At 66.6% G+C, this 22,185-nt stretch carries 18 protein-coding genes; 11 read left to right on the top strand and 7 right to left on the bottom strand.

Translation table 11 applies throughout. The features are described 5' to 3' along the window. Positions 1-65: 65 nt before the first annotated feature. Positions 66-2,417, top strand: a complete 2,352-nt coding sequence (locus EGT50_RS05860) for a RelA/SpoT family protein (protein ID WP_127951644.1) — start codon at positions 66-68, stop codon at positions 2,415-2,417. 143 nt (positions 2,418-2,560) lie between these two features. On the opposite strand, the gene EGT50_RS05865 is transcribed toward EGT50_RS05860, so the two are convergent. Both EGT50_RS05865 and EGT50_RS05870 read right to left on the bottom strand, forming a co-directional pair. Next, on the bottom strand, positions 2,561-3,355 hold the full coding sequence (locus EGT50_RS05865; RefSeq protein WP_127951645.1) for a peptidylprolyl isomerase: 795 nt from the start codon (positions 3,353-3,355) through the stop codon (positions 2,561-2,563). Next, positions 3,355-4,212, bottom strand: coding sequence for a peptidylprolyl isomerase (locus EGT50_RS05870; protein WP_127951646.1), 858 nt, complete (start codon positions 4,210-4,212; stop codon positions 3,355-3,357). Before EGT50_RS05870 ends, EGT50_RS05865 begins: the two co-directional genes overlap by 1 nt. Positions 4,213-4,409: 197 nt before the next feature. Between EGT50_RS05870 and EGT50_RS05875 the strand changes: the two genes are divergently transcribed. From EGT50_RS05875 to EGT50_RS05890, 4 genes are all read left to right on the top strand, one after another. After that, positions 4,410-5,090, top strand: coding sequence for an MBL fold metallo-hydrolase (locus EGT50_RS05875; protein WP_127951647.1), 681 nt, complete (start codon positions 4,410-4,412; stop codon positions 5,088-5,090). A gap of 14 nt (positions 5,091-5,104) precedes the next feature. After that, positions 5,105-6,385, top strand: coding sequence for a histidine--tRNA ligase (hisS, locus tag EGT50_RS05880; protein WP_127951648.1), 1,281 nt, complete (start codon positions 5,105-5,107; stop codon positions 6,383-6,385). Positions 6,386-6,446: 61 nt separating this feature from the next. Continuing rightward, positions 6,447-7,028, top strand: a complete 582-nt coding sequence (locus EGT50_RS05885) for a hypothetical protein (protein WP_127952214.1) — start codon at positions 6,447-6,449, stop codon at positions 7,026-7,028. A 207-nt stretch (positions 7,029-7,235) separates the two neighbouring features. Beyond that, entirely contained in the window at positions 7,236-9,716 is a 2,481-nt protein-coding gene (locus tag EGT50_RS05890; protein WP_235870601.1) for a helix-turn-helix transcriptional regulator, read from the top strand. Positions 9,717-9,755: 39 nt separating this feature from the next. On the opposite strand, the gene EGT50_RS05895 is transcribed toward EGT50_RS05890, so the two are convergent. From EGT50_RS05895 to EGT50_RS05905, 3 genes are all read right to left on the bottom strand, one after another. Continuing rightward, positions 9,756-11,009: a hypothetical protein gene (locus EGT50_RS05895; protein ID WP_127951650.1), complete on the bottom strand. Its 1,254-nt coding sequence runs from the start codon at positions 11,007-11,009 to the stop codon at positions 9,756-9,758. Beyond that, a complete protein-coding gene (locus EGT50_RS05900; RefSeq protein WP_127951651.1) occupies positions 11,006-11,335 on the bottom strand; it encodes an ESX-1 secretion-associated protein in 330 nt (109 codons plus the stop codon). Before EGT50_RS05900 ends, EGT50_RS05895 begins: the two co-directional genes overlap by 4 nt. Positions 11,336-11,412: 77 nt before the next feature. Then, positions 11,413-12,111, bottom strand: coding sequence for a TetR/AcrR family transcriptional regulator (locus EGT50_RS05905; RefSeq protein ID WP_127951652.1), 699 nt, complete (start codon positions 12,109-12,111; stop codon positions 11,413-11,415). Positions 12,112-12,547: 436 nt separating this feature from the next. Between EGT50_RS05905 and EGT50_RS05910 the strand changes: the two genes are divergently transcribed. Continuing rightward, positions 12,548-13,192, top strand: a complete 645-nt coding sequence (locus EGT50_RS05910) for a M23 family metallopeptidase (RefSeq protein WP_127951653.1) — start codon at positions 12,548-12,550, stop codon at positions 13,190-13,192. Between the two features lie 278 nt (positions 13,193-13,470). On the opposite strand, the gene EGT50_RS05915 is transcribed toward EGT50_RS05910, so the two are convergent. Then, positions 13,471-14,076 carry a TetR/AcrR family transcriptional regulator gene (locus EGT50_RS05915; protein WP_127951654.1) on the bottom strand — a complete coding sequence of 202 codons (606 nt, stop codon included), beginning with the start codon at positions 14,074-14,076 and terminating at the stop codon, positions 13,471-13,473. A gap of 135 nt (positions 14,077-14,211) precedes the next feature. On the opposite strand from EGT50_RS05915, the gene EGT50_RS05920 reads away from it, so the two are divergent. The 3 genes from EGT50_RS05920 to EGT50_RS05930 all read left to right on the top strand — a co-directional run bounded on the left by EGT50_RS05920 (position 14,212) and on the right by EGT50_RS05930 (position 17,157). Beyond that, complete coding sequence (locus EGT50_RS05920; protein WP_127951655.1) at positions 14,212-14,787, top strand: pentapeptide repeat-containing protein; 576 nt, start codon at positions 14,212-14,214, stop codon at positions 14,785-14,787. 131 nt (positions 14,788-14,918) lie between these two features. Continuing rightward, complete coding sequence (locus EGT50_RS05925; RefSeq protein ID WP_127951656.1) at positions 14,919-15,938, top strand: Rv2578c family radical SAM protein; 1,020 nt, start codon at positions 14,919-14,921, stop codon at positions 15,936-15,938. Positions 15,939-16,020: 82 nt separating this feature from the next. Further along, positions 16,021-17,157: an AI-2E family transporter gene (locus tag EGT50_RS05930; protein WP_127951657.1), complete on the top strand. Its 1,137-nt coding sequence runs from the start codon at positions 16,021-16,023 to the stop codon at positions 17,155-17,157. A 31-nt stretch (positions 17,158-17,188) separates the two neighbouring features. Here EGT50_RS05930 and EGT50_RS05935 read toward each other — a convergent pair whose 3' ends face one another. Next, the gene (locus tag EGT50_RS05935; RefSeq protein ID WP_127951658.1) at positions 17,189-18,721 is read right to left on the bottom strand and encodes an AMP-binding protein; all 1,533 of its coding nucleotides are present in this window, start codon (positions 18,719-18,721) and stop codon (positions 17,189-17,191) included. 231 nt (positions 18,722-18,952) lie between these two features. Here EGT50_RS05935 and aspS point away from each other — a divergent pair, with 231 nt between their 5' ends. Then, positions 18,953-20,734, top strand: a complete 1,782-nt coding sequence (gene aspS / locus EGT50_RS05940) for an aspartate--tRNA ligase (protein WP_127951659.1) — start codon at positions 18,953-18,955, stop codon at positions 20,732-20,734. A gap of 185 nt (positions 20,735-20,919) precedes the next feature. Then, positions 20,920-22,095 carry a kinase gene (locus tag EGT50_RS05945; RefSeq protein WP_127951660.1) on the top strand — a complete coding sequence of 392 codons (1,176 nt, stop codon included), beginning with the start codon at positions 20,920-20,922 and terminating at the stop codon, positions 22,093-22,095. Positions 22,096-22,185 lie beyond the last annotated feature (90 nt).

A 22,185-nucleotide genomic window follows, 5' to 3' on the forward strand; every position in this document is an offset into this window, starting at 1 on the left:
GTGGTGTACCAGCGTTATAGGGTCCCACGGAACCGTCCGCAGCATTGGGGCAGGAGGTGAGAGGCATGACTCAGCATCTTGACGGGTCCCAGAACGATCTTGACGGGTCCCAGAACGCGAGTGCGGTGAATACCGGTTCGATGCCTCCCGCCGAGAAGCCGGCGTCGGTGTCTACTTCACGCCGTGTCCGGGCCCGCCTCGCCCGCCGGATCACCGGCCAGCGGAACCCTCCGATCAGGCCGGTGCTCGAGCCGTTGGTCGCGGTACACCGGGAGCTGTACCCCAAGGCAGACTTGTCGGTGCTGCAGCGTGCCTACGATGTCGCCGAGCAGCGGCACGAGATGCAGTTCCGGAAGTCGGGTGACCCCTACATCACCCACCCATTGGCGGTCGCGAACATCCTGGCGGAGCTGGGCATGGATACGACCACTTTGGTGGCCGCGCTCCTGCACGACACCGTCGAGGACACCGGCTATTCGCTCGAGGAGCTGACGGCGGAGTTCGGCGAGGAGGTCGCGCACCTCGTCGATGGTGTCACCAAGCTCGACAAGGTGGTGCTCGGTTCCGCCGCCGAGGGCGAGACGATCCGCAAGATGATCATCGCCATGGCTCGCGATCCGCGCGTACTGGTGATCAAGGTCGCGGATCGTTTACACAACATGCGGACCATGCGGTTCCTACCGCCCGAGAAGCAGGCTCGTAAGGCCCGCGAGACGCTGGAAGTGATCGCCCCGCTGGCTCATCGGCTCGGCATGGCGACCGTCAAGTGGGAACTCGAAGACCTCTCGTTCGCGATCCTGCATCCCAAGAAGTACGAGGAGATCGTGCGGTTGGTTGCGGACCGGGCGCCTTCACGCGATACCTACTTGGCGAAGGTGCGGGCGGAAATCAACGCGATGTTGTCGGCGTCGCGGATCAACGCCACGGTCGAGGGCCGGCCCAAGCACTATTGGTCGATCTACCAGAAGATGATCGTCAAGGGCCGCGATTTCGACGACATCCACGACTTGGTCGGTGTGCGGATCCTGTGCGAAGAGATCCGTGACTGCTACGCGGCGGTCGGTGCCGTCCACTCGCTGTGGCAGCCGATGGCAGGCCGGTTCAAGGACTACATCGCGCAACCGCGGTTCGGTGTGTACCAATCGCTGCACACCACCGTGATCGGACCAGAGGGTAAGCCCCTCGAGGTGCAGATTCGAACGCGGGACATGCACCGCACTGCCGAGTTCGGTATTGCCGCGCACTGGCGTTACAAGGAGACCAAGGGAAAGCACTCGGGGGACGCCGCCGAGGTCGACGACATGGCGTGGATGCGCCAGTTGCTCGACTGGCAGCGCGAGGCCGCCGACCCCGGAGAGTTCCTCGAGTCGCTGCGATACGACCTCGCGGTCAAGGAGATCTTCGTCTTCACCCCGAAGGGCGACGTGATCACGCTGCCGTCTGGATCGACGCCGGTCGACTTCGCATACGCAGTCCACACCGAGGTGGGGCATCGCTGCATCGGTGCGCGCGTCAACGGCCGTCTCGTCGCACTCGAGCGAACCCTCGAGAACGGTGAGGTCGTCGAGGTCTTCACATCCAAGGCCCCCAACGCCGGACCGAGCCGGGACTGGCAGACGTTCGTGGTGTCGCCGCGGGCCAAGACCAAAATCCGCCAGTGGTTCGCGAAGGAACGTCGCGAAGAGGCCCTCGAGGCCGGCAAGGACGCGATCGGAAAGGAGGTCCGTCGCGGCGGACTTCCGTTGCAGCGGTTGATGAATGCCGAGTCGATGTCGGCGATCGCGCACGAGCTGCGGTACGCGGACGTGTCGGCGCTGTACACGGCGGTGGGCGAGCACAACGTGTCGGCCCAGCACGTGGTGCAGCGTCTGGTTGCGCACCTCGGGGGTGTGGGTGCTGTCGAGGAGGAACTGGCCGAGCGGGCCACTCCGTCGACCATTCCGACCAGCCGGCCCGGAACGGGCGATGTGGGCGTTCTGGTGCCCGGCGCGCCCGGGACGGTCGCCAAGCTGGCGAAGTGTTGTACGCCGGTACCCGGCGACGAGATCATGGGCTTCGTGACGCGTGGTGGTGCGGTGAGCGTGCACCGCACGGACTGCACCAACGCGACCTCGCTACGGCAGCAATCGGAGCGGATCATCGACGTCGAGTGGGCGCCGTCCCCGTCGTCGCTGTTCCTCGTGGCGATCCAGATCGAGGCCCTCGACCGGCACCGCCTGCTGTCGGACGTGACGAAGGCGCTCGCGGACGAGAGGGTGAACATCCTGTCGGCCTCGGTGACCACGTCCGGCGACCGTGTCGCAATCAGCAAGTTCACGTTCGAGATGGGCGATCCGAAGCATCTCGGTCACGTGCTCAACGTGGTGCGCAACGTCGAAGGCGTCTACGACGTCTACCGCGTCACGTCCGCCGCCTAGCGCCAGCGGGATACGGTCACTACCACCGTAGAGCCAAGCAATCGGGCCAGCACGGCTCAGCCCTCGGCGTCCCTGGCACGGCTGAAGGGGTCCCTCGAACGCGGAGAGCGTACGAGGGACGACCCCTTCAGAGGGACCCTGGGTCAGCCGACGGACGCGGTCTCGATGGTCACCGGTGTATTGGGCGCGCCGCCGTTGGCGCCCATGGAGCCGTCGTCGCCGGCTTCGGCGATCTTCTCGATCGTGGCGAGGCCCTCTTCCGAGATCGTGCCGAACACCGTGTACTGGGGCTGCAGCACGGAATCGGCGTAGACGAGGAAGAACTGGCTACCGTTGGTGTTCGGGCCGGCGTTGGCCATCGCGATGGTTCCGCGTGGGTACACCAGCGGTTGCTGGGCAGCCGGGTCCGTCGGCGAGTAGAGGTTGGTCGGATACTCGTTGGCGTAGGCATATCCGGGTCCGCCGGTACCCGTGCCGGACGGGTCCCCGCACTGGAGGATCTGCAGTGGAGGTTCGGCGGACAGACGGTGGCAGGGCGTGTCGTCGAAGTATCCCTGCTCGGTGAGGCTGACGAAACTGTTGACGGTGCAGGGCGCGGCCGCGCGGTTGAGCGTAAGCCCGATCGGGCCCTCGTTCGTGGTAAACGCGACGGAGACGGTGCCCTCGTCGGAGACCCCGCTGGTGTTCGGCGGCTCCACCGGCTTCGCGGCCGGGCCTGCAGTGTCGTAACTGCAATCCACCGACGGGGCGGTGGGCGTCGGTATGGCGGGCAGTGATCCGAACCGCGACATGTCGACAGACGGTGCCGCGGGGGTCGTCCACATGCTCGACGTGGTCGGCGAACTCTCGGCCTCGGACGAGTCGGAATTGTTGTTCGAGCAGGCGGTCAGCGCGAGGGCGACGCCGAGTCCGGCCGCTACGAGTGCTGTGCGCTTCATCAGTCCAGCCTCACGCTCGTGATCTCGACGGGCAAGTTGGGCTTGCCGTCGCCGGCCGAATTCGATGCGTCGTCCCCGGCGGCCGCGATCTTGTCGAGCGTGGCGAGTCCGGTGTCGTCGACGGTGCCGAACACCGTGTACTGCGGCGGCAGCATCGAATCGCCGTAGACGAGGAAGAACTGACTGCCGTTGGTGCCGGGGCCCGCGTTGGCCATCGCGACCGTGCCCCGCGGGTACGTCGCGGGCATCTGTGCGTTGGCGTCGTCGACGGCGTACTGGTCGGTGGGGAACTCGTTGGCGAACTGGTAGCCCGGTCCGCCCATGCCGGATCCAGTGGGGTCGCCGCACTGGAGAACCTTCAGGGAATCGCTGGTGGTGAGTCGATGGCACTCGGTGTCGTCGAAGTACCCCTGCTGCGCCAGGCTCACGAAGCTGTTGACGGTGCAAGGCGATTCGGCGTTGTCGAGGGTCAGTCCGATGTTGCCCTGCGAGGTCTCCATACTCGCGCTGACGGTGCTGACGGTGGTGTCGATGCCTTCGCTGCGCGGTGGCGTGTTCGGTTTGGCGGCGTCACCGGTCGGCGTGTATGTGCAGTTGACGAGGTCCGGCAGTGCCTCGGCACGCGCAGTCGGAAGCCCGGGAGCAGTCTGCGCCTCGCCGGCGGTGGTGTTCGCGTCACCCTTGTCCTGCTCCGAGAGCAGCACGGCGACCGCCCCGGCCGCGACGACGACGATGACGCCGACGATGGACCCGACGATCGCCAACTGCTTGCGCTTGCGTGCGTGTGCGGCGCGCCGTTCGAGTTGGCGTTCCAGCTTCCGTTTCGCCGCCTCTCGGCGCTGCTGATTGCTCGGCACTACAGTCGTCCTCCCGTACGTCTGGTTCGGTCTGTTTCCGTGATGTCGCGCGGCCGGACGCGTGGCGTCCACCACTGTCCATGAGCCGGACAAAGTCTGCCACTCCAACCTGAGAGGATGCTGGAGGGGCAAACGCCTAGTCTGTATTCGATTCGTTTTCGGTCCCGAGATCGACCCGTACCCTAGGAGTTGACACAGTGCTCGTCACCGGATTCCCGGCCGGGATGTTCCAGACCAACTGCTACATCCTTGCGCATGACGACGCAAAGGAGTGTGTCGTCGTCGATCCCGGGCAGGACGCTGTCGAGCCGCTGGCGCAGTTCCTGTCCCAGTCGGAGCTCGAACCCAAGGCAGTTCTGCTCACGCACGGTCACCTCGACCACACCTGGTCGGTGGCACCGGTGTGTGAGCGCTACGGGATCCCGGCCTACATCCATCCTGAGGACCGCTACATGCTCACCGACCCGGGTCGTGGCATCGGTCCGACGATGGGCCAGTTCATCGCCGGAATCGAGTTTCGTGAGCCGGCCGAGGTGATCGACCTGGCCGACGGTGACGAGTTCTCCACGGCCGGTATCGATTTCGTCCTCGACCACACGCCAGGCCACACGCAGGGTTCCGTGGTGTTTCGAACCGAGATCACCACCGAGGACGGTCCGCTGCAGATCGCGCTCACCGGCGACACGCTGTTTCAGGGGTCGATCGGCCGTAGCGACCTGCCCGGTGGCAACCACGAGCAACTGCTGCGGTCTATCGCACGGAAGCTGCTCGTGCTCGACGACGCGACCGCGATCCTGCCCGGACACGGCGGCGCGAGTTCGATCGGCCAGGAGCGTGCCGCCAATCCGTTCCTCGTTGGACTGACCACCTCCCAGTAAGGAAAACTGAGCCAGTGAGTAAGCCAGGCGCCAGCACCTTCTCGGCCCCGAAAGGCGTTCCGGACTACGTCCCACCGCAGTCTGCAGAGTTCGTCGCGGTTCGCGACGGGCTCATCCGCGCTGCCGGACTGGCCGGCTACGGACACATCGAGCTACCGATCTTCGAGGACACGGGCCTGTTCGCCCGCGGTGTCGGTGAGTCGACCGACGTCGTCTCGAAGGAGATGTACACGTTCGCCGACCGCGGCGACCGCTCAGTGACGCTCCGTCCCGAGGGCACCGCTGGCGTGATGCGGGCCGTGATCGAGCACGGACTCGACCGCGGCCAGCTGCCGGTGAAGTTGAGCTACGCCGGACCTTTCTTCCGCTACGAGCGCCCCCAGGCGGGCCGATACCGCCAGCTGCAGCAGGTGGGTGTGGAGGCAATCGGTGTTGACGACCCGGCGCTCGACGCCGAGGTGATAGCGATCGCCGATGCCGGTTTCCGCGGGCTCGGGCTCGAGGGGTTCCGTCTCGAGATCACCTCACTCGGGGACGACACGTGCCGCCCGCAGTACCGGGAGCGGCTGCAGGAATTCTTGTTGCGGCTTGATCTCGACGAGGCAACTCGTCGTCGCGCCGAGATCAATCCGTTGCGTGTGCTCGACGACAAGCGCAAGGACATCCGGGAGATGACGGCGGACGCGCCTCTGATGCTGGACCACTTGTCCGAGAGCGCGAAGGCACACTTCGACCAGGTGCTCGCGCACCTCGATGCGCTCGGGGTCCCCTATGCGATCAACCCGCGCATGGTCCGGGGTCTGGATTACTACACCAAGACCACGTTCGAGTTCGTGCACGACGGACTGGGCGCCCAGTCCGGTATCGGGGGAGGCGGACGGTACGACGGCCTGATGGCCCAACTAGGGGGTCAGCCACTGTCGGGTATCGGTTTCGGCCTCGGGGTGGACCGTACGGTCCTGGCGCTCGCGGCCGAAGGCAAGTCCGCGGGAACTCCCGCGCGTTGCGAGGTGTTCGGCGTGCCGCTCGGCGACGCCGCCAAGGCACGGATGGTGACGATCGCGCAAGAGTTGCGGACAGCCGGGATCCGGGTCGACATGGTCTACGGCGTTCGGGGCATCAAGGGCTCGATGAAGGCCGCCGATCGGTCGGGTGCACGCTTCGCGCTCGTGCTCGGCGACCAGGATCTCGAGGCCGGCACCATCGGCCTGAAGAACCTCGCAACCGGCGAGCAGGTCTCGGTGCCGATGGAGGACGTCGTCGAGCAGACGGGCCGACTCCTTGCCGGGGCCTGACTTGCCGGGGTCTAATGCCGGAGGCCGGGAGGAGTACTCCCTCGACCTCATCCCGGCGTCGATGATCGCGCCGCGCATGCGGCGGGTCGCGCTGGTCGCGATCCTGATCGGTGTGGTGGTGGGCGGAGCCGTCGCGGCCTTCGCTTCCGCACCGGTTGCTCTCGCGGTCGGCCTGGTGATTGCTCTGCCCACGTCGGTGTCGGCATTGCTGGCGACACGCCGTCGGATCTGGCTGGACGGAACCGTACTCCATGCCTCCAACGGAGTGCGTCACCGTCGCGTGCACGTGGCGCGGGTGGTGTCCGTCGAGTTCGTTGTTCGATCGGCGCGAGTCAGCCAGGTAGCGATCCGCATGGGCGACGGCCGGGCCACTCAGACCGTGCCGCTGGCGCTGTACGCCGCCGGTGGGGGACGTGAGCTCGACGTGCTGGGGTTACGCAAGCTCGCCGACGCTCTCTCGGCCAGTGATCTTGTGCCGGCGGCGGCGGCTGCTTCGGTGCTGATCGAGCAGTTGCGAGCCGAGGCCAGGGGGGCGGCCCTCGAGGAACGGCCGCTGTACCGGGCGGTTGCGCTGATCCGCGATGCGGGACGTACCCCGCAGACCACGCTCACCGATCAAGAAGTGGCCTCGCTCGCCGACTGACACAGACTGACCGCGCGGTAACTCCCTGGTTGCGTGTTCGGTCGATCACTTCGCACTGTCGCCGCAGAGGATTATCTTCGAAGCATGGTCGGTCTCTGGCCCGTCCTGGATCGCAGAGCCGCTTTTCGGGACGCAGAGGAACTGCTCCGCGACGGTACGTCCTGCGGGGTGGTGTTGGTTGGTTCCGCAGGAGTCGGGAAGACGACCATGGCTCGCGAACTGGTCGGCTCGCTGACCGGTGACGCACGCTGGATAGTCGGGACCGAATCGACGCAGAACATTCCCCTCGGTGCCTTTGCGCCGCACCTCGCACGCACGACGTCTCGTGACCCGGTCGTCGCACTGCGCGCGGTCCGTGATGTCCTCGCCGAGGACGGTCTCGCTCCCGACGGCGGTGTCGGCATCGTCGGGGTCGACGATGCCCACCTGCTCGATGAGTTCTCCGCGGGCCTGGTCCACCAGTTGGCAGTCGGCCGCGATGCGCGGCTGGTCGTGACGGTCCGCAGCGGAGCGGCAGTGCCGGGGGCCATCGAGGCGCTCTGGAAAGACGGCCTGCTCGCTCCGTTCGTGGTGCAGCCGTTCACGCGAGAGGAGATGGACGAGGAGCTGGCCTCGGTGCTCGGGGCACCGGTCGAAAGGTTCAGCGCCGACGCGATCTGGGAGGAGTCGGAGGGAAATCCTCTCTTCCTGCGCCATCTCGTCGAGAGCGCCCTCGACGGTGGAACGCTTCGCAAGTCCGGTGGAGTGTGGCAGCTGCGGGGTAGACCCGGCATCTCGCCCGCGCTCGCGTCGTTGCTCGAGTCCCGTTTCGCGCGCACACCGCAGGATGCACTCGACGTCGTCGACTATCTCGCGTTCTGTGAGCCGCTCGAGCTCGAGGTACTCAGCGAACTGGTCAGTCGCCGGTCCATCGAGGAGGCCGAGCGGATGGACCTCGTGCGGGTGCGCGACGTGGGTCACTCCCACGTCGTGCGGCTCGCGCACCCGCTGTTCGGCGAGGTGATCCGTGACCGTACCGGGGTGCTCGCCTCCCAGCGCATCAAGCGACGTCTCGTCGAGGTGCTGCGGGTGTCGCCCGACCCCGGTGTCGTGACGTCGATGCGGATCGCCGAGTTGGCGATGGAATCGGATGTCGAACCCGATTGCGAACTGTTGGTCCGGGGCGCCGAGGACGCCATCGCGATGTGCAGCCTCGAGCAGGGTGCCCGCTTGGCCGCTGCCGCGGTCCGGCTCGGTGCGGGGTTCGATGCCTCGTTCGCACTGGGGCGGGCCCTGATGTGGCAGGGGATGGGTGTCGAGGCCGAGACGGTGTTCGCCGCGGTCGACCCGGACGACCTGAGCGAGTACGACGTCGCACGGTGGTTACTGACTCGAGTGGCCAACCTCTATCTGGAGGCGGGGCGCCCCCGTGACGCCGTCGCGTTGTTCGAACGTCAACGTGGACGGATCACTGATCCGGTGCTGCGGGTGTCGGTAGTCGCTCTCGACGCCGTCCTGCACCTGTATGACCGCCGCCTCGACGGGGCCATCGCTCTCGCGCGGGAGGTCGGGGCCGCGCCCGAGGCGCACCCGTGGGCCCGGTCGAGTGCCGTATTCGCTGGTGTCGCCGCGCTCACCGTGTCCGGACGAGGCTTCGAGGTAGGCGCGCTCGCCGCCTCAGCTTGGGAGGCGATCTCGCACGGCGACGGCCTGCTGCGCTTCCACATCGGATACTTCGAAGTGCAGGCCCTCACGCTCGTGGGACGGCTCGCCGCGGCACAGGACACCGCGGCCCGCTACCGCGACCTCGCCGCAGGGCAACCCAACAGCGCGGCGCTGGCCGACGTGGCGTCCGGGATCGTGGAGTTGATGTCTGGCCGCCTCGACGACGCCGCCGCCCACTTGACGGAGGCGTTGGCCGTCCTGGACCGCGAGACGCGGTCGGAGTGGGTGTTGCTCGGGGCGGTCAGTCTGTGTCAGGTCCGTGCGGCGCAGGGCCGGCCCGACGACGCCGCTACGGCTCTGGCGATCGCGGAACGGCATTCAGGACCGGAACTGGCATTCTTCGATCCACTTGTCGATATCGCTCGTGCGTGGGTGGCGGGGGCCTCGGGAGAGGTGTCCGCGGCGGCACATGCGGCCCGTCGAGGTGCCGACCTGGCCGCAGCGTCCGGTCAGTTCGCGGTCGAGGCCATCGCGCTCGACGTCGCGACCACGTTCGGTGACTACTCGACCACCGACCGGCTCGCCGACCTCGCGGAACTCGTCGACGGGCCGTTCGCGAGAGTTGCGAGTGCGCGGGCGCGGGCGCTGATGAAGGCCGACGGCCCGGTCCTCGACGCACTGGCGGCCGAGTTCGAGCGGGTTGGAGCGCTCATCGCGGCCGCGGACACCTATGCCCAGGCCGCGACCGCGTACTCCCGGTCGAACGATCGCCGGGGCGAACTGACTGCGGCAGCGAGGGCGCACTGGCTCGCTTCCCGCTGCGATGGTGCCACCACTCCGGCTCTCGCGAAGGCCGCCCGCCCGCTTCCGCTGACCGATCGTGAACGCGAGATCGCTGTGCTGGTGGGTCGGGGACTGTCGAACAAGGACATTGCCCGCCGGCTGGTTCTGTCGGTGCGAACGGTCGAGGGACACATATACCGCGCGTGCGAGAAGCTCTCGCTCAGCCACCGAAGCGAACTCGCGAAACTCGTTCAGGTGTGACGTACCACCCGCAATGGGTATCGGGACTCCGAGACGCTCTCAGCGCAGGTCGTCGAAGTCCACGTCGTCCGGGTCGATCCCACCGATGACAGCGGGAGTCACGAGCGGCAGGTCGCCGACGACGGCGTGGTTCGGTGCGCCGTCCAGTAGGACCTTCGCGGCGCTGCGATCGACGGTGTCGTCGTAGCCGGGTCGAGCGGCCGGTGGCATCATCCCGGAGCTGGTCGGAGCGCCCGAGACCGTGCTCGGTGTTCCGAGTCCTGCTGCGGGCGTGGCTGGCCGGCCTGGCGTCCCCGCTGCGGGCCCTCCCGCCGACAGCTGGGCTGCCGAGGCGCCACGCTCGACGGAGCCACCGGCGTTCGCGGACATGGACGGCGACAGATCTGCACCGGCAGCTGTCGTGACACCGGCCGCAACGGTCTGTGCGGGCAGGCCGGCCGGGGTCGAATCGACCGGCGTGCGGGCAGCCTCGAGTAGGGAGTTTGCAATCGCGATCGGTGAAGGGCCCGCGCCGCTCGTCAATCCTGGCGCCGGCGTCGGTGGGGCGGGCACCGGTATCGGCGTACCCAGCGTTGCCATTGCGGTCTGATGCTGGGCGAGTTCGCCCCTGGTCTTTGCCACCACGGACAGGGCGCGCTGCAAGTGATCGGCCGCGGCCGCGATGATCATCGTCTGACCGGGAGGTGTCAGGACCACCGGTCCGGCGGCGGCGACCGTCGCGATGAACGACTCGACGACGGCGACAAGTTCGGCGTTGCCACGGGACACGGTGCTCACCGCTTCTCGGGTGACCGCGGCGATCTCGTTGCCGCGTCGACTCAGTTCCTCGCCGGCAGCCTGGACCTGCTGCCCCTGCGACTGCGCGGCGGCGGCGGCCGGGCCGTCCCAGGCGCTGTCGAGGGCGCGCAACCCGGAGATGCCCATCGACAGGGCGGTGTCGATGATCGAGGACGACTGGTTCAGCAGAGCCGTCGGATCGAGACTTCCGATCGCGCCGGTGCCGAACGCACCCGCGAGGTTGGAGATCGGCTCGAGCAGCTGATCGATTCCGGGCAGCGGTGGCAGCGGTGGCAGCGTCGGAAGTGGCGGCAGCGTCGGAAGCGGTGGCAAGGCGTTGGCCGCGATGTCGGTGAACGGCGTATCCAGCACTGGCCCGAGCGGGGACGCCTCGAGCGCCTCCATCGGGGTGCTTGGGACCGGCATGTCGAGGATCGGCCCGACCGGCGAACCCTGCAGCAAGTCCAGCACCGTCGGCTGGTCGCCCTCCGGCGAATGAGCGTCCGGCACGGTCATGCGTTCTCTCCCAGAGCAGTTTGTGCGGCGCCGAGCACGGTGCTGGTGTTCTGGTCCGCAGCGTCGTACGCGGCGGCGATCGCGTGCGCGACCGATCCGGTCCCGGCATACGAGTGCGCGAGTGCGGCAACCGATCCCGCATGGGTCGCCTGTGTCGTGGCGTACGTGGCGAGGAAGTCGGCGCCGATCACCCCGAACACCGGCGTCAGTGCCGCGACGTTGGCGGCGACTTCCAACCCTTCCGTCGCTGCGATGTGAGCGGCGGCTCCCGCCGCGATGCTGCCGTACGCGCGAATCTCATCGGGCGCGGCCGAGAATCCGTTCAAGATGACCCCCCAGGTAGTTGAATTCGGGTGACCGAATCTGAGCACACTCTAACCAATACCTGGTGGGCGCTCGCACCTCACGGGGAGGGCTGTGGATGACTCTCGGCCAGCCGATCGAGCAGAGCGACCGCGCTGTGGGCGATCGACTCGGTCGGGCCGGACCATCCGAGGGTACGCAAGGACGCTGCGGCGATTGTGTGCGGTGTGAGCACGAACGTGCGGGCGCGACTGTTCGCGTCCGAGCGCGCGCCGATCATTGCCTCGACCAGTCGGAACGGCAACTCGGGAGTACCTGGCCCACAGTCGCTCCCCCCGTTCGCTCGCAGCGCGTCGAGGGCGAACGAGGAATAACGAACCATGAGTTCGTTGCGCAGCCTTCGGAAGTCTGCGAAGCGTTCGGTGGAAACCTCCGGCAGCAGATACAGGGCACCGAGGTTCCAGCGCGCCGCCGCGAGTTGGCTGGTGTCGAACAGCGCGAGGGCGTACATGCGGACAATCGGGTCCTCGCAGTTGAGCCGGATCTGCTCGGCGCGCTCGACGGGTCCCGCCACGGTGCCGAGCAGAAGCGTTGCGAGGATGTCGTCCTTGGTGGCGAAGTGGTGGTACATCGATGCCTGCCGGATACCGACGGCGTCGGCGATCATCCGGGTGGAGGTGCCGGTAAACCCCCGCGTTGTGAACAGTTCGGCCGCGGCGTCCAGGATTTCTTCGCGCGCGGTCGCTCCAGGCCGTCTGCGCGTCGACAGTCGCGGTCGGCCAACACCCGTCACCGTCATGTCCCCATCCTTGCAGGAATGTTTGACGGCACAGGAGCGCCACGGCGTGTGGCGCGGGCGGAATCTGGTCGTGTGGGTTCCCGGGTGTCGGCGTATCAGGTGGCAACTACGCCGCCGAGGATCCGATAACCGGGCGAATGGTACCGATGTGCCCATATTCAGTACCAACCGGTCGCTGAGGGCCTTGGACGGTGTTACCGTTCGCACGGACACAGCCAGGACTGGTGCGCGGGGGCACCGTCTACCGAGAGTTTGACCCGCGCGATGCGTTCGACACCCATCCGGTCCGCCCGGCGGGTGCAGATACCAGCCGGGGAGGCGGTTCTCTTGCGGCGATAACAGATTGCGCCAGGTCTTCTTCGGATACAGCTCGTCGTCCTGTGCTGCCACCGATCGGGAACGGATTTTGATCCGAGGTTCGAGAGGGGATGTGGGGATGGGTAGTACGAAACAGCGATCACGGTGTCAGCGGTCGATCGCGGGAGTCCTTGCGGCGGCTGGGTTGACGGCGGGGCTCGCAGTCGTCTCGGGCCCGACGGCGTCGGCGCAACCTGCCTTGCCGATCGGGTTGGGAGAAATTGCGCAATACCTGGACACCGCAGCGGCGGCCTTGGATAACGTTGCGGGAGCACTGCAGAGCCTCAGGTCCGGTTCGGATGCGGGACTGAGCAGTCTGGGCAGTCTGGGCAGTCTGGGCAGTCTCGGTGGCGTGGCACGTCCGGCTTCCGGCCCGATCTCCCAGCACTTCGGTGGCGCGCACAGGGGGATCGATATCGCGGCACCGATGGGTGCACCGATCCTCGCCGCCGCCAACGGCACCGTCATCGATTCCGGTCCGGCCTCGGGCTTCGGTCTGTGGATCCGCATCCGGCACGACGACGGCACCATCACTACCTACGGCCACCAGGACGCCAACCTCGTCTCTGTCGGGCAGCGGGTTTTCGCCGGCCAGCGCATCGCCAACGTCGGCAGCCGTGGCAACTCGACGGGGCCGCACCTGCACTTCGAGGTCGATCTTCCCGGCGGCATGAAGGTCAACCCCATTCTGTGGCTGGCCACGCGCGGAGTGTTCATGTTCTGAATCGCACGTACGGTCCACACCGAGCAGTCCCACACCGAGCAGTCGTGCACCGAGATCGCCGCCCGCCGTCTCGGTGTGGGAGTTGTTCTGGCCGTAGCGGACCGGATCCCCGTTCGGTGCTCGCCGAACCGGACAGCGTCGTGAATCCTTTTTGTCTCGAACGGGCGATTGGTCAGTAGTGCTGCACTACAGTGCATTTCGCGCTGTCGTGACACACCGGTAGCAGACATTCCGGTAGTGGCTGAGCCGGACTGCTGTCGATGCCGGCAGGTCGAGACTCAGCGTGGGCAAAGGTTTCGCAGGGCCAGAGCAAGAACACGCGGCAAATCTTCGGCCGCATAGCCCGTGCCGGAATCACACGCGCGGTCTGCGACCAGATGGTTGGACATCGCTAGTCCGTGGAGCAAGACCCAGAGCAGTGGACCGACGTCTCGGGCATCGTCGGCGACGAGGGTGTTGCTCTGTTGCGCCTCGACGACGAGTTCATGGAAGTACCTGTTGAAGTCGCTTGCGGCCGCTTCCAACACCCGACTCGGCTTGAACGCGAAGTCGCCTCCGAACTCGAGTCGATAGTGGTTCGGGTACCCCCACGCGACGCGCACGTAGGCAAGGCAGGCGCGGAACAGCGGGGTGGTGGCTGTGGTGGCTGTCGCGGGGTTCGCTGCTGCACGCTGCATCTCAGCCCTCAGAAAGACCAGGTTCTCAGCGGCCACCGTACTGAGGAGATCGGCCTTGTCTCGGAAGTGGCGGTACGGCGCGGTTCGAGACACGCTGGCGGCTGCGCCGACTGCTCGCAGTGTGACGTGAGCCGGTCCGCCCTGTGCCAGGAGATCGCTCGCTGCTGAGATCAGAGCACGGCGTGTGTCCCCGGTCTGTTCGTTCATCTCAGCAGAATAGGGGGAGGTTGACGCCGTCAACAAGCTGCTGCTAGGTTGACGGCGTCAACTTGGCGTTCATCGCGGCAACTGCTTTGGCAGGTAGTGAACAGCCGGCAGTGTTCGTCCTACCCGGGGGGTTCGATGGCATCGACAGCACGCACGGATTCTCTCGACCTGATCTTCTCTGACGTTGCCGCCTGGAATTCCCTTCGGACGCCAAATGACTCGGGGAGTACCAATCTCGTCGACGCCGACTTGGCTGGAGCGAACCTGGCGGGGGCGAACCTGGCGGGCGCGGACCTCACTGGCGCTGACCTGTCGGGAGCCGATCTCACGGATGCCAGCCTCGAAGGCGCCAACCTGACCTCGGTGGAGCTCGTCGGCGCCGACCTGGCAAGAGCCGACCTCTCCGGCGTGATCGCTCACGATGCCAACCTGACCGGCGCGTACCTCACGCGGGCCTGTCTGCGGGATGCTGACCTGACTTTGGCGTATCTGACGTCAACATTCCTCGGGTACGCGGACCTCGCTGGAGCGGACCTCTCCGGCGCGTACATGACCGGCGCATATCTCGGAGACGCCGACCTGACCGGCGCCATCCTGATCAGCGCCTACCTGGGGAAAGCCAATTTGACCGGGGCGAACATCGTCAAGGCTGTCCTAGACGGGGCCGATCTCACCAACGCCACCATGCCGGACGGCACCTCAGTCGACTGACGACAATCGGCAATCGGCACAGAACTCGGTTCGCTGGTAGCTCGATCTTCCGATCCGGCCGAACTCATGACAGCGGAGGCGACTCGTGACCTCGGTTGACACGAAAGTCGAACGTGTGTTCGACTTGGATCATGAGGTGGCAGGGGCAGACGCTCGGCGCAAACGACGACGCGCTCCCGGGGCTGGAGCGGGCTGGGTTGATGCGCAGTGTCCGGACTCCGGAGTTCGACGGCATCACGTTCCACGAGGTCCTGTGCAAGAGTGCACTCAACAAGGTGCCGGAGGGTTCGGCGCTGCCGTTTCGGTACACCATCAACACCTTTCGCGGTTGCACACACGCGTGTCGGTACTGTTTCGCGAGGCCGACCCACGAGTACCTGGACCTGGACTCCGGACGGGACTTCGACACCCAGATCGTGGTGAAGATGAATGTCGCGGCGGTCCTGCGGAAGGAACTGGCCCGACGATCGTGGAAGCGTGAGCACGTCGCGCTCGGCACCAACACCGATCCGTACCAGCGGGCCGAGGGCCGCTACCGGTTGATGCCGGCGATCATCGGGGCGCTCGCGGAATCACGCACCCCATTCTCGATCCTGACGAAAGGGACTTTGCTGCAACGAGATTTGCCGCTGTTGAAGCAGGTGTCGGAGCAGGTCCGCGTGGGCATAGGCGTGTCGCTGGCAATCCACGACCACGACCTGCAGATGGCGATCGAGCCAGGTACCCCGTCTCCCCGGGCGCGTCTGGAACTGATCCGCGCGATCACTGATGCGGGGCTGCCATGCAACGTCATGGTTGCGCCGGTGCTCCCGTACCTGACCGACTCGACGGAGCACCTCGATGGACTCCTGTCCGCGATCTCTGAGGCCGGAGCGACCGGAGTAGCGATCTTCCCACTACACCTGCGCGGCAGTACCCGCGGCTGGTTCCTCAGCTGGCTCGAATCGGAGCACCCGGCACTGGTTCGCCGATATCGCCGGCTGTATGGGCGAGGCGCCTACGTCACACCTGAGTACAAGGCCTGGTTGCGGGCGCGCGTGCAACCGATGGTCGAGAACTACCGGCTGGGGGGACGATCCGAGCCTGAGGACTCGGCGGAGCGGGCCGAACGGCGCCCCGTCGAGAATGAACCGGTGCCGACACTTTTCTGACTGTCGCCGCACTGACGCACCGAACGGCGTTCGCGCGGTAGGTTCCGCGGTAGAACTCGAACGATCGCGGGCGGAGGATGCGATGGCTGGGGAGGACTCTACGGCCGACTCGGGTGCGCCCACGTCGATCGACGCCGAGACCCGAAGCACGAATCTGCGTTGGCTTCGAGTGGCAATCGTTTACGTTCTCCTCGCGGTCGCCGCCTACCAGATGGCAGGCTGGCTGTTCGTCAACATCCGCGGGTTTCTCGGCACATTGTTTCTTGCGTGGCTCGCCAGTGTGACCATCGAGCCGGTGGTGGACCGGCTCGAACGTGCGGGGTTGCGGCGGGGCGCGGGTACCGGCCTGGTTCTGTTCGGGTTCTTCGCGTTCGGGATCGGGTTCGTCGCGCTCTTCGGCACCTTGCTCGCCGAGCAGCTCGCGCAGTTGCTCGGCACACTGCCGGACGCGCTCACCCGCGCAACCGAATGGGCCAACCGCACCTTCGGCACCGACTTCAGTACCGAGGACCTCATCACGCTGACACCCGAGAACATCCGCGAGCTCGCGGACAGGTACGCGCCCAGCGTCCTGGGTGTGGTGTCTTCCGTGGTCGGGGTCGTGTTCCAGGCGCTGGCGTTGGTGTTGTTCGTCTTTTACATGTCCGCCCAAGGGCCGCAGCTCCGACGCACGATTTCGAGCTGGTTCCCTGCACGGCAACAGCGGATCATTGCGACCGTCTGGGAGATTTCCGTAGAGAAGGCCGGTGGATACGTGGTGTCCCGGCTCATCCTCGCCGCGGTCAGCGCCATTGCGACGGGGCTGTTCCTCATGGTGATCGGGGTCCCTTACTGGCTACCCCTCGCGATCTGGACAGGTGTCGTCTCCCAGTTCGTTCCCACCCTCGGGACCTACCTCGCCATCGCGTTACCTGCTCTCATCGCCGCGGCGGCGGACCCGATCGAAGGTGTGTGGGTGGTGCTGTTCGGAACGGCCTACCAGCAGATCGAGAACTATGTCCTGCATCCGCGCATCACGTCCCGCACAGTGTCTATCCACCCCGCGGTCGCGTTCGGGTCGGTGATCGTCGGCGCGTCGCTGTTCGGGGCGATCGGTGCGCTGGTGTCGGTACCGGTGGTCGCGGTGATCCAGTCGCTCGTCGAGACGTACGGTCGCCGTTACGAACTCGTTCAGGAGCGGCAGGCGGATCCGCAGCCGGAGCCCGATCCGGACGACTGACCGTGCGCCTCCGGGATCTCAACCGGCGGTGTCACCCTCGAACCCGTGGCTGCCGGTACGTTGCCCGCAGGCTCCTCTTGACGAGCTTGCCCATGGCGTTGCGTCCCAGATCGTCCCGGAACTCGATCGTTCGTGGCACCTTGTAACCAGCCAATGCGGTGCGGCAATGCCCGACCAGGTCGGCCACTGTCGGGATCTGTCGGTGCGGCACCACCAGCGCCACAACCGACTCGCCCATGTCCTCATCGGGCACACCGATCACCGCGACGTCGGCAACGTCGGGGTGGGTGACGAGGACCTTCTCGATCTCGGCGGGATAGATGTTCACACCGCCCGAGATGATCATGTCGGTCTCACGGTCGGTGATGAACACGAAACCGTCGTCGTCGACGTATCCGATGTCTCCGAGTGTGAACATCCCTGGGCGTATCAGCGCCTCGGAGGTTTTCTGTGCGGCGCCCAGGTAGGTGACCGATCGGCCGTCTCGTTCCTCGAACGCCAGCCTCCCCTCGGCACCTGTCGGTAGTTCGTTCCCGTCGGCGTCCACGGCGACCGCGCGTACGAACGGCGCCCGTACCCTCCCGACGCTGCCGGGTCGCCGCAGCCACTCGGCGGTCGAGATCCCGCACAGTGGGCCGGTTTCGCTGCCCCCGTACGAATCGAACAGCACCGGTCCGAACCAGTCGATCATCGCTCGTTTGACGTTATGTGGGCACGCCGCGCCGGTGTGTGTGACCAGCTGCAGTGACCCGACGTCGTAGCGGGCGCGCGCGTCGTCGGGCAGCGACAGCAGGCGGCGGAAGTGTGTCGGCACCATCAGCGACGTCGTGATGCGGTACCGATCGATCGTCGCGAGCACCGTCTCGGCGTCGAATCTCTCGAGCACGGTGACTGGCATCGCGCACGCGAGGAGGCGCACACCGGCGAGAGGGCCGGTGTGGTGGAGCGGGCCGACCACGAGATGCCCCGGCCACTGCGCGAGGGGTAGTGCACGCATCGAGCGCACGTACTCGTCCACCGTCGAACCGGGAGAGGGGCTGCCCGCAAGTGCGTTGACGCCCTTGGGGGTTCCTGTTGTGCCGGACGTGTAGCACAGGAACGGCAGAGCAGGGGCGTCGGACGGCGGGTCGTCCGCGGAGGCGGCGTCGAGCCACTCGTCCCACGCGATGACCCCGTCGGCCTCGCCGCGCCAGCCGACCACGAGCGGCACCCCGGCCAGTTGCGCCGCCTGCGCGCCGACGGCGGCGTTCTCCGGACCGACGAACAGGGCCGCGGCGCCCGAGTTCTCGAGGATGTACGCGAGCTCAGGTGCCGTCAGATGAAAGCTTGCCGGCACCGGGGAGCAGCCGGCGAAGATGATTCCCACGTGCGCGAGGATCGTCTCCGCCGAGTTGCGTGCGAACACCGCGACCCGTCGGTGGGGGCCGAGGTCCAATTCCCGCAGCGCATTCGCAACCCGATTCACGATGCTGTCGACGTCGGTCCACGACATCTCGACGCTGCTGTCCCGCAGGGCCACCTCGTTGGGTGCTTCGAGGGCGCGGTCGCGGTGGACGGTCGCCACAGGTGGCCTCCCTTGGGTGTTGACAGCCCTGTCGTCGGAACCGGAACCTGAACAGGCTAAGCGTCGCGGCCCGGCTCAGTGCAGGGGAGGGCGGTAGCAGCCACCCGAAACCGTCCAGGCTGGGCGTTACTGAATTCCTGCAATCCGGGCACAGGTTTCCGATCAAGCGAGGTGCCTCCGTAGGATCGCACCCGACAGAAACTTGTGCCGGAAGCTTGTGAAAGGAATCCCGTGCTGCGCACTCATCTGGCCGGTTCGCTACGACCCGAGCATGCTGAGCAGACCGTCACCCTCACCGGTTGGGTGGCCCGGCGGCGTGACCACGGCGGGGTGATCTTCATCGATCTCCGCGATGCGTCGGGTGTGTCGCAGGCGGTCTTCCGTGCAGGTGACGTGCTCGAGCAGGCGCACCGTCTTCGCGCCGAGTACTGCGTCAAGGTGACCGGCGTCGTCGAGGTTCGCCCCGAGGGCAACCAGAACTTCGAGATCCCGACCGGTGCGGTCGAGGTCAACGCGGTCGAACTCGAGGTGATCAACGAGAGCGACCCGTTGCCGTTCCAACTCGACGACCAGGTCGGCGAGGAAGCTCGTCTCAAGTACCGCTACCTGGATCTGCGCCGTGAGGGTCCGGGTCACGCGATCCGCCTGCGCTCCAAGATCAACGCAGCGGCCCGCGCGGTGCTCGCGCACCATGAGTTCATCGAGGTCGAGACACCCACACTGACCCGCTCCACTCCCGAGGGTGCACGCGACTTCCTGGTTCCTTCTCGTCTGCAGCCCGGCAGCTTCTACGCGCTGCCGCAGAGCCCGCAGCTGTTCAAGCAGTTGCTCATGGTCGGTGGCATCGAACGCTACTACCAGATCGCACGGTGCTATCGAGACGAGGACTTCCGTGCGGACCGCCAACCCGAGTTCACTCAGCTCGACATCGAGATGAGCTTCGTGACGCAGGAGGACGTCATCCTGCTGGCCGAAGAGATCCTGCACGCAGTGTGGAGGCTCGTCGGCCACGAGATCACCACCCCGATCCCGCGCATGACGTACGCCGAGGCCATGCGACGCTTCGGCACGGACAAGCCGGACCTGCGGTTCGGTGTCGAGCTCGTCGAGTGCACCGAATACTTCAAGGACACCACCTTCCGCGTCTTCCAGGCGCCGTACGTCGGGGCCGTCGTCATGCCCGGGGGCGCGAGCCAGCCGCGCAAGCAACTCGACGCGTGGCAGGAGTGGGCCAAGCAACGCGGCTCGAAGGGGCTCGCGTACGTGTTGGTGAACGAGGACGGCACCCTGGGGGGGCCGGTCGCGAAGAACCTTACCGACGCCGAACGCGAAGGCCTGGCTGCGCATGTCGGCGCGAACCCCGGCGACTGCATCTTCTTCGCCGCCGGAGCCGCCAAGACGTCCCGGGCGCTGCTCGGTGCCGCGCGCGGTGAGATCGCCCGCAAGCAGAACCTCATCGACCCCGATGCCTGGGCGTTCGTGTGGGTCGTCGACGCACCGCTGTTCGAGCCCACCGATGAGGCAACCGCCGCAGGCGATGTCGCCCTCGGCTACAGCGCGTGGACTGCGGTCCACCACGCCTTCACCTCACCCAAGCCGGAGTCGATGGACACGTTCGACACCGATCCCGGCTCCGCGCTCGCCTACGCCTACGACATCGTCTGCAACGGCAACGAGATCGGCGGCGGCAGCATCCGTATTCACCGCAAGGACGTCCAGGAACGCGTCTTCAAGGTGATGGGTATCTCGCACGACGAGGCCGAGGAGAAGTTCGGGTTCCTGCTCGACGCCTTCGCGTTCGGGGCGCCCCCGCACGGAGGTATCGCGTTCGGCTGGGACCGCATCGCGGCGCTGCTGGCGGGCCTCGACTCGATCCGTGAGGTCATCGCGTTCCCGAAGTCCGGCGGCGGCATGGACCCGCTGACGGATGCTCCCGCGCCCATCACCGAATTGCAGCGCAAGGAGTCCGGCATCGACGTCAAACCGGAGCCGCGAGTGGTGAACGCCGAGTAGGACGCCGACGGGCCTTTCGCGGTCGCTTGTGCGCGAGTGTGTGTGTAGTTTTACTGTTGTAATACTCGGGCACCGGCCGTGACCGAGCTGCAACCTTTGGTTTTCCCAGTTGAGGACGTCCGGTGCCGCATCGACAGTCTTGAATGCCCGACTTCGGGCGTCTGGGCCAGGTAGGTTGGTGTCCGATGACCGCGATATTGGCGGAACCCCTCTCCGAGGTTGTTGCCGCAGCAGAGAAGTTGCTCACCCGTCGTACCGGCGCACCGGTACGACTTGTCGACCCAGTTGACCTTGGTGGTAGCGGCCGGACTGTCGTCCTTCGTGTCCGCGTGGCCGAGAACCCGTTCTCGCTTCCGCGGACGCTCGTGATCAAGCAGTTGTTGGAGACACCGCACCAGGTCGGGCCCTCCCGGCGTATCGAGATGGAGTTCCCGGAGCACTCGGCCGGCGAAGTCGCCTTTCTCCGGGAGGCCGTCTCGTACCAGTTCGCGACCGCGCTGGCGACCGAGACTCGCCCCGGAGCGGCGTTGCTGGCCCACGACTTGGAAGCTCGACTCCTCGTGCTCGGGGATCTCGGCGACTCCACGCCGTTCGCGTCGCTACTCAAGAACGCAGATCCCGATACCGTGACGAACTCGCTGATGGCGATGGCACAGGCCCTGGGCCGGATGCACGCCGCGACTGTCGGCCGGGAGGAGGACTTCACGGCCCTGTTGCGTCGGGCGGAGGTCGCGCACCACGGCGACATGCTCGTCGAGCAGGCGGTGGTATCGCTCGAGGCGGTTCCCACGCTGCTCGCCGAGCACCTCGGGGTCGAGGTGCCGACGGACGTACTCGATATCGCGGCCCGTGCCTCGAAGCTCTTCGGCGGCGGCCGATTCCGGGCCTTCAGCCCATCGGACCTGTGCCCTGACAACATCATCGTCAACGACGAGGGTGTCCGGTTCCTGGACTACGAGTGGGGCGGCTTCCGAGACGCGACACTGGATCTCGCGTTCGCACTGGTCTCGTTTCCGGCCTGCCTGTGCAGCATCGACCTGTCATACGAGCGTGCCCGCGCGATGACGGAGGCGTGGCGCGCAGAGGTCGTGGGCATGTGGCCGACGCTCGCGGACGACGATTTCCTCACCGAACGGGTACTCGACGCCCAACTGGCCTGGGTGTGGCTGAGCACGGCCCTGTTCCTGCCCGAGGACTACACGCGGATCGCCGCCGTCCGCGAGCACCAACTGTCCGCGCCGCGCGCCGACGCCCTCCTCGCGCGCTGGGAGGGCCTGTCGACATTCGCGGAGAAGTCCGGCCACGACGTCATCGCCGAGCACGCGTCTCGGGTCGTAGCGCGGCTGCGCGAACGGGTCTAGTCGCACCCTGCCGATGCGGGTCTGCCGATGCGGATCCCTGCCGATGGCGGCAACTCGGTTGTCGACAATCCGGTAGTTCGTCGTGCCGTG

It is taken from the genome of Rhodococcus xishaensis (genome assembly GCF_004011825.1).
GTDB classification, from domain to species: Bacteria; Actinomycetota; Actinomycetes; order Mycobacteriales; family Mycobacteriaceae; genus Prescottella; species Prescottella xishaensis.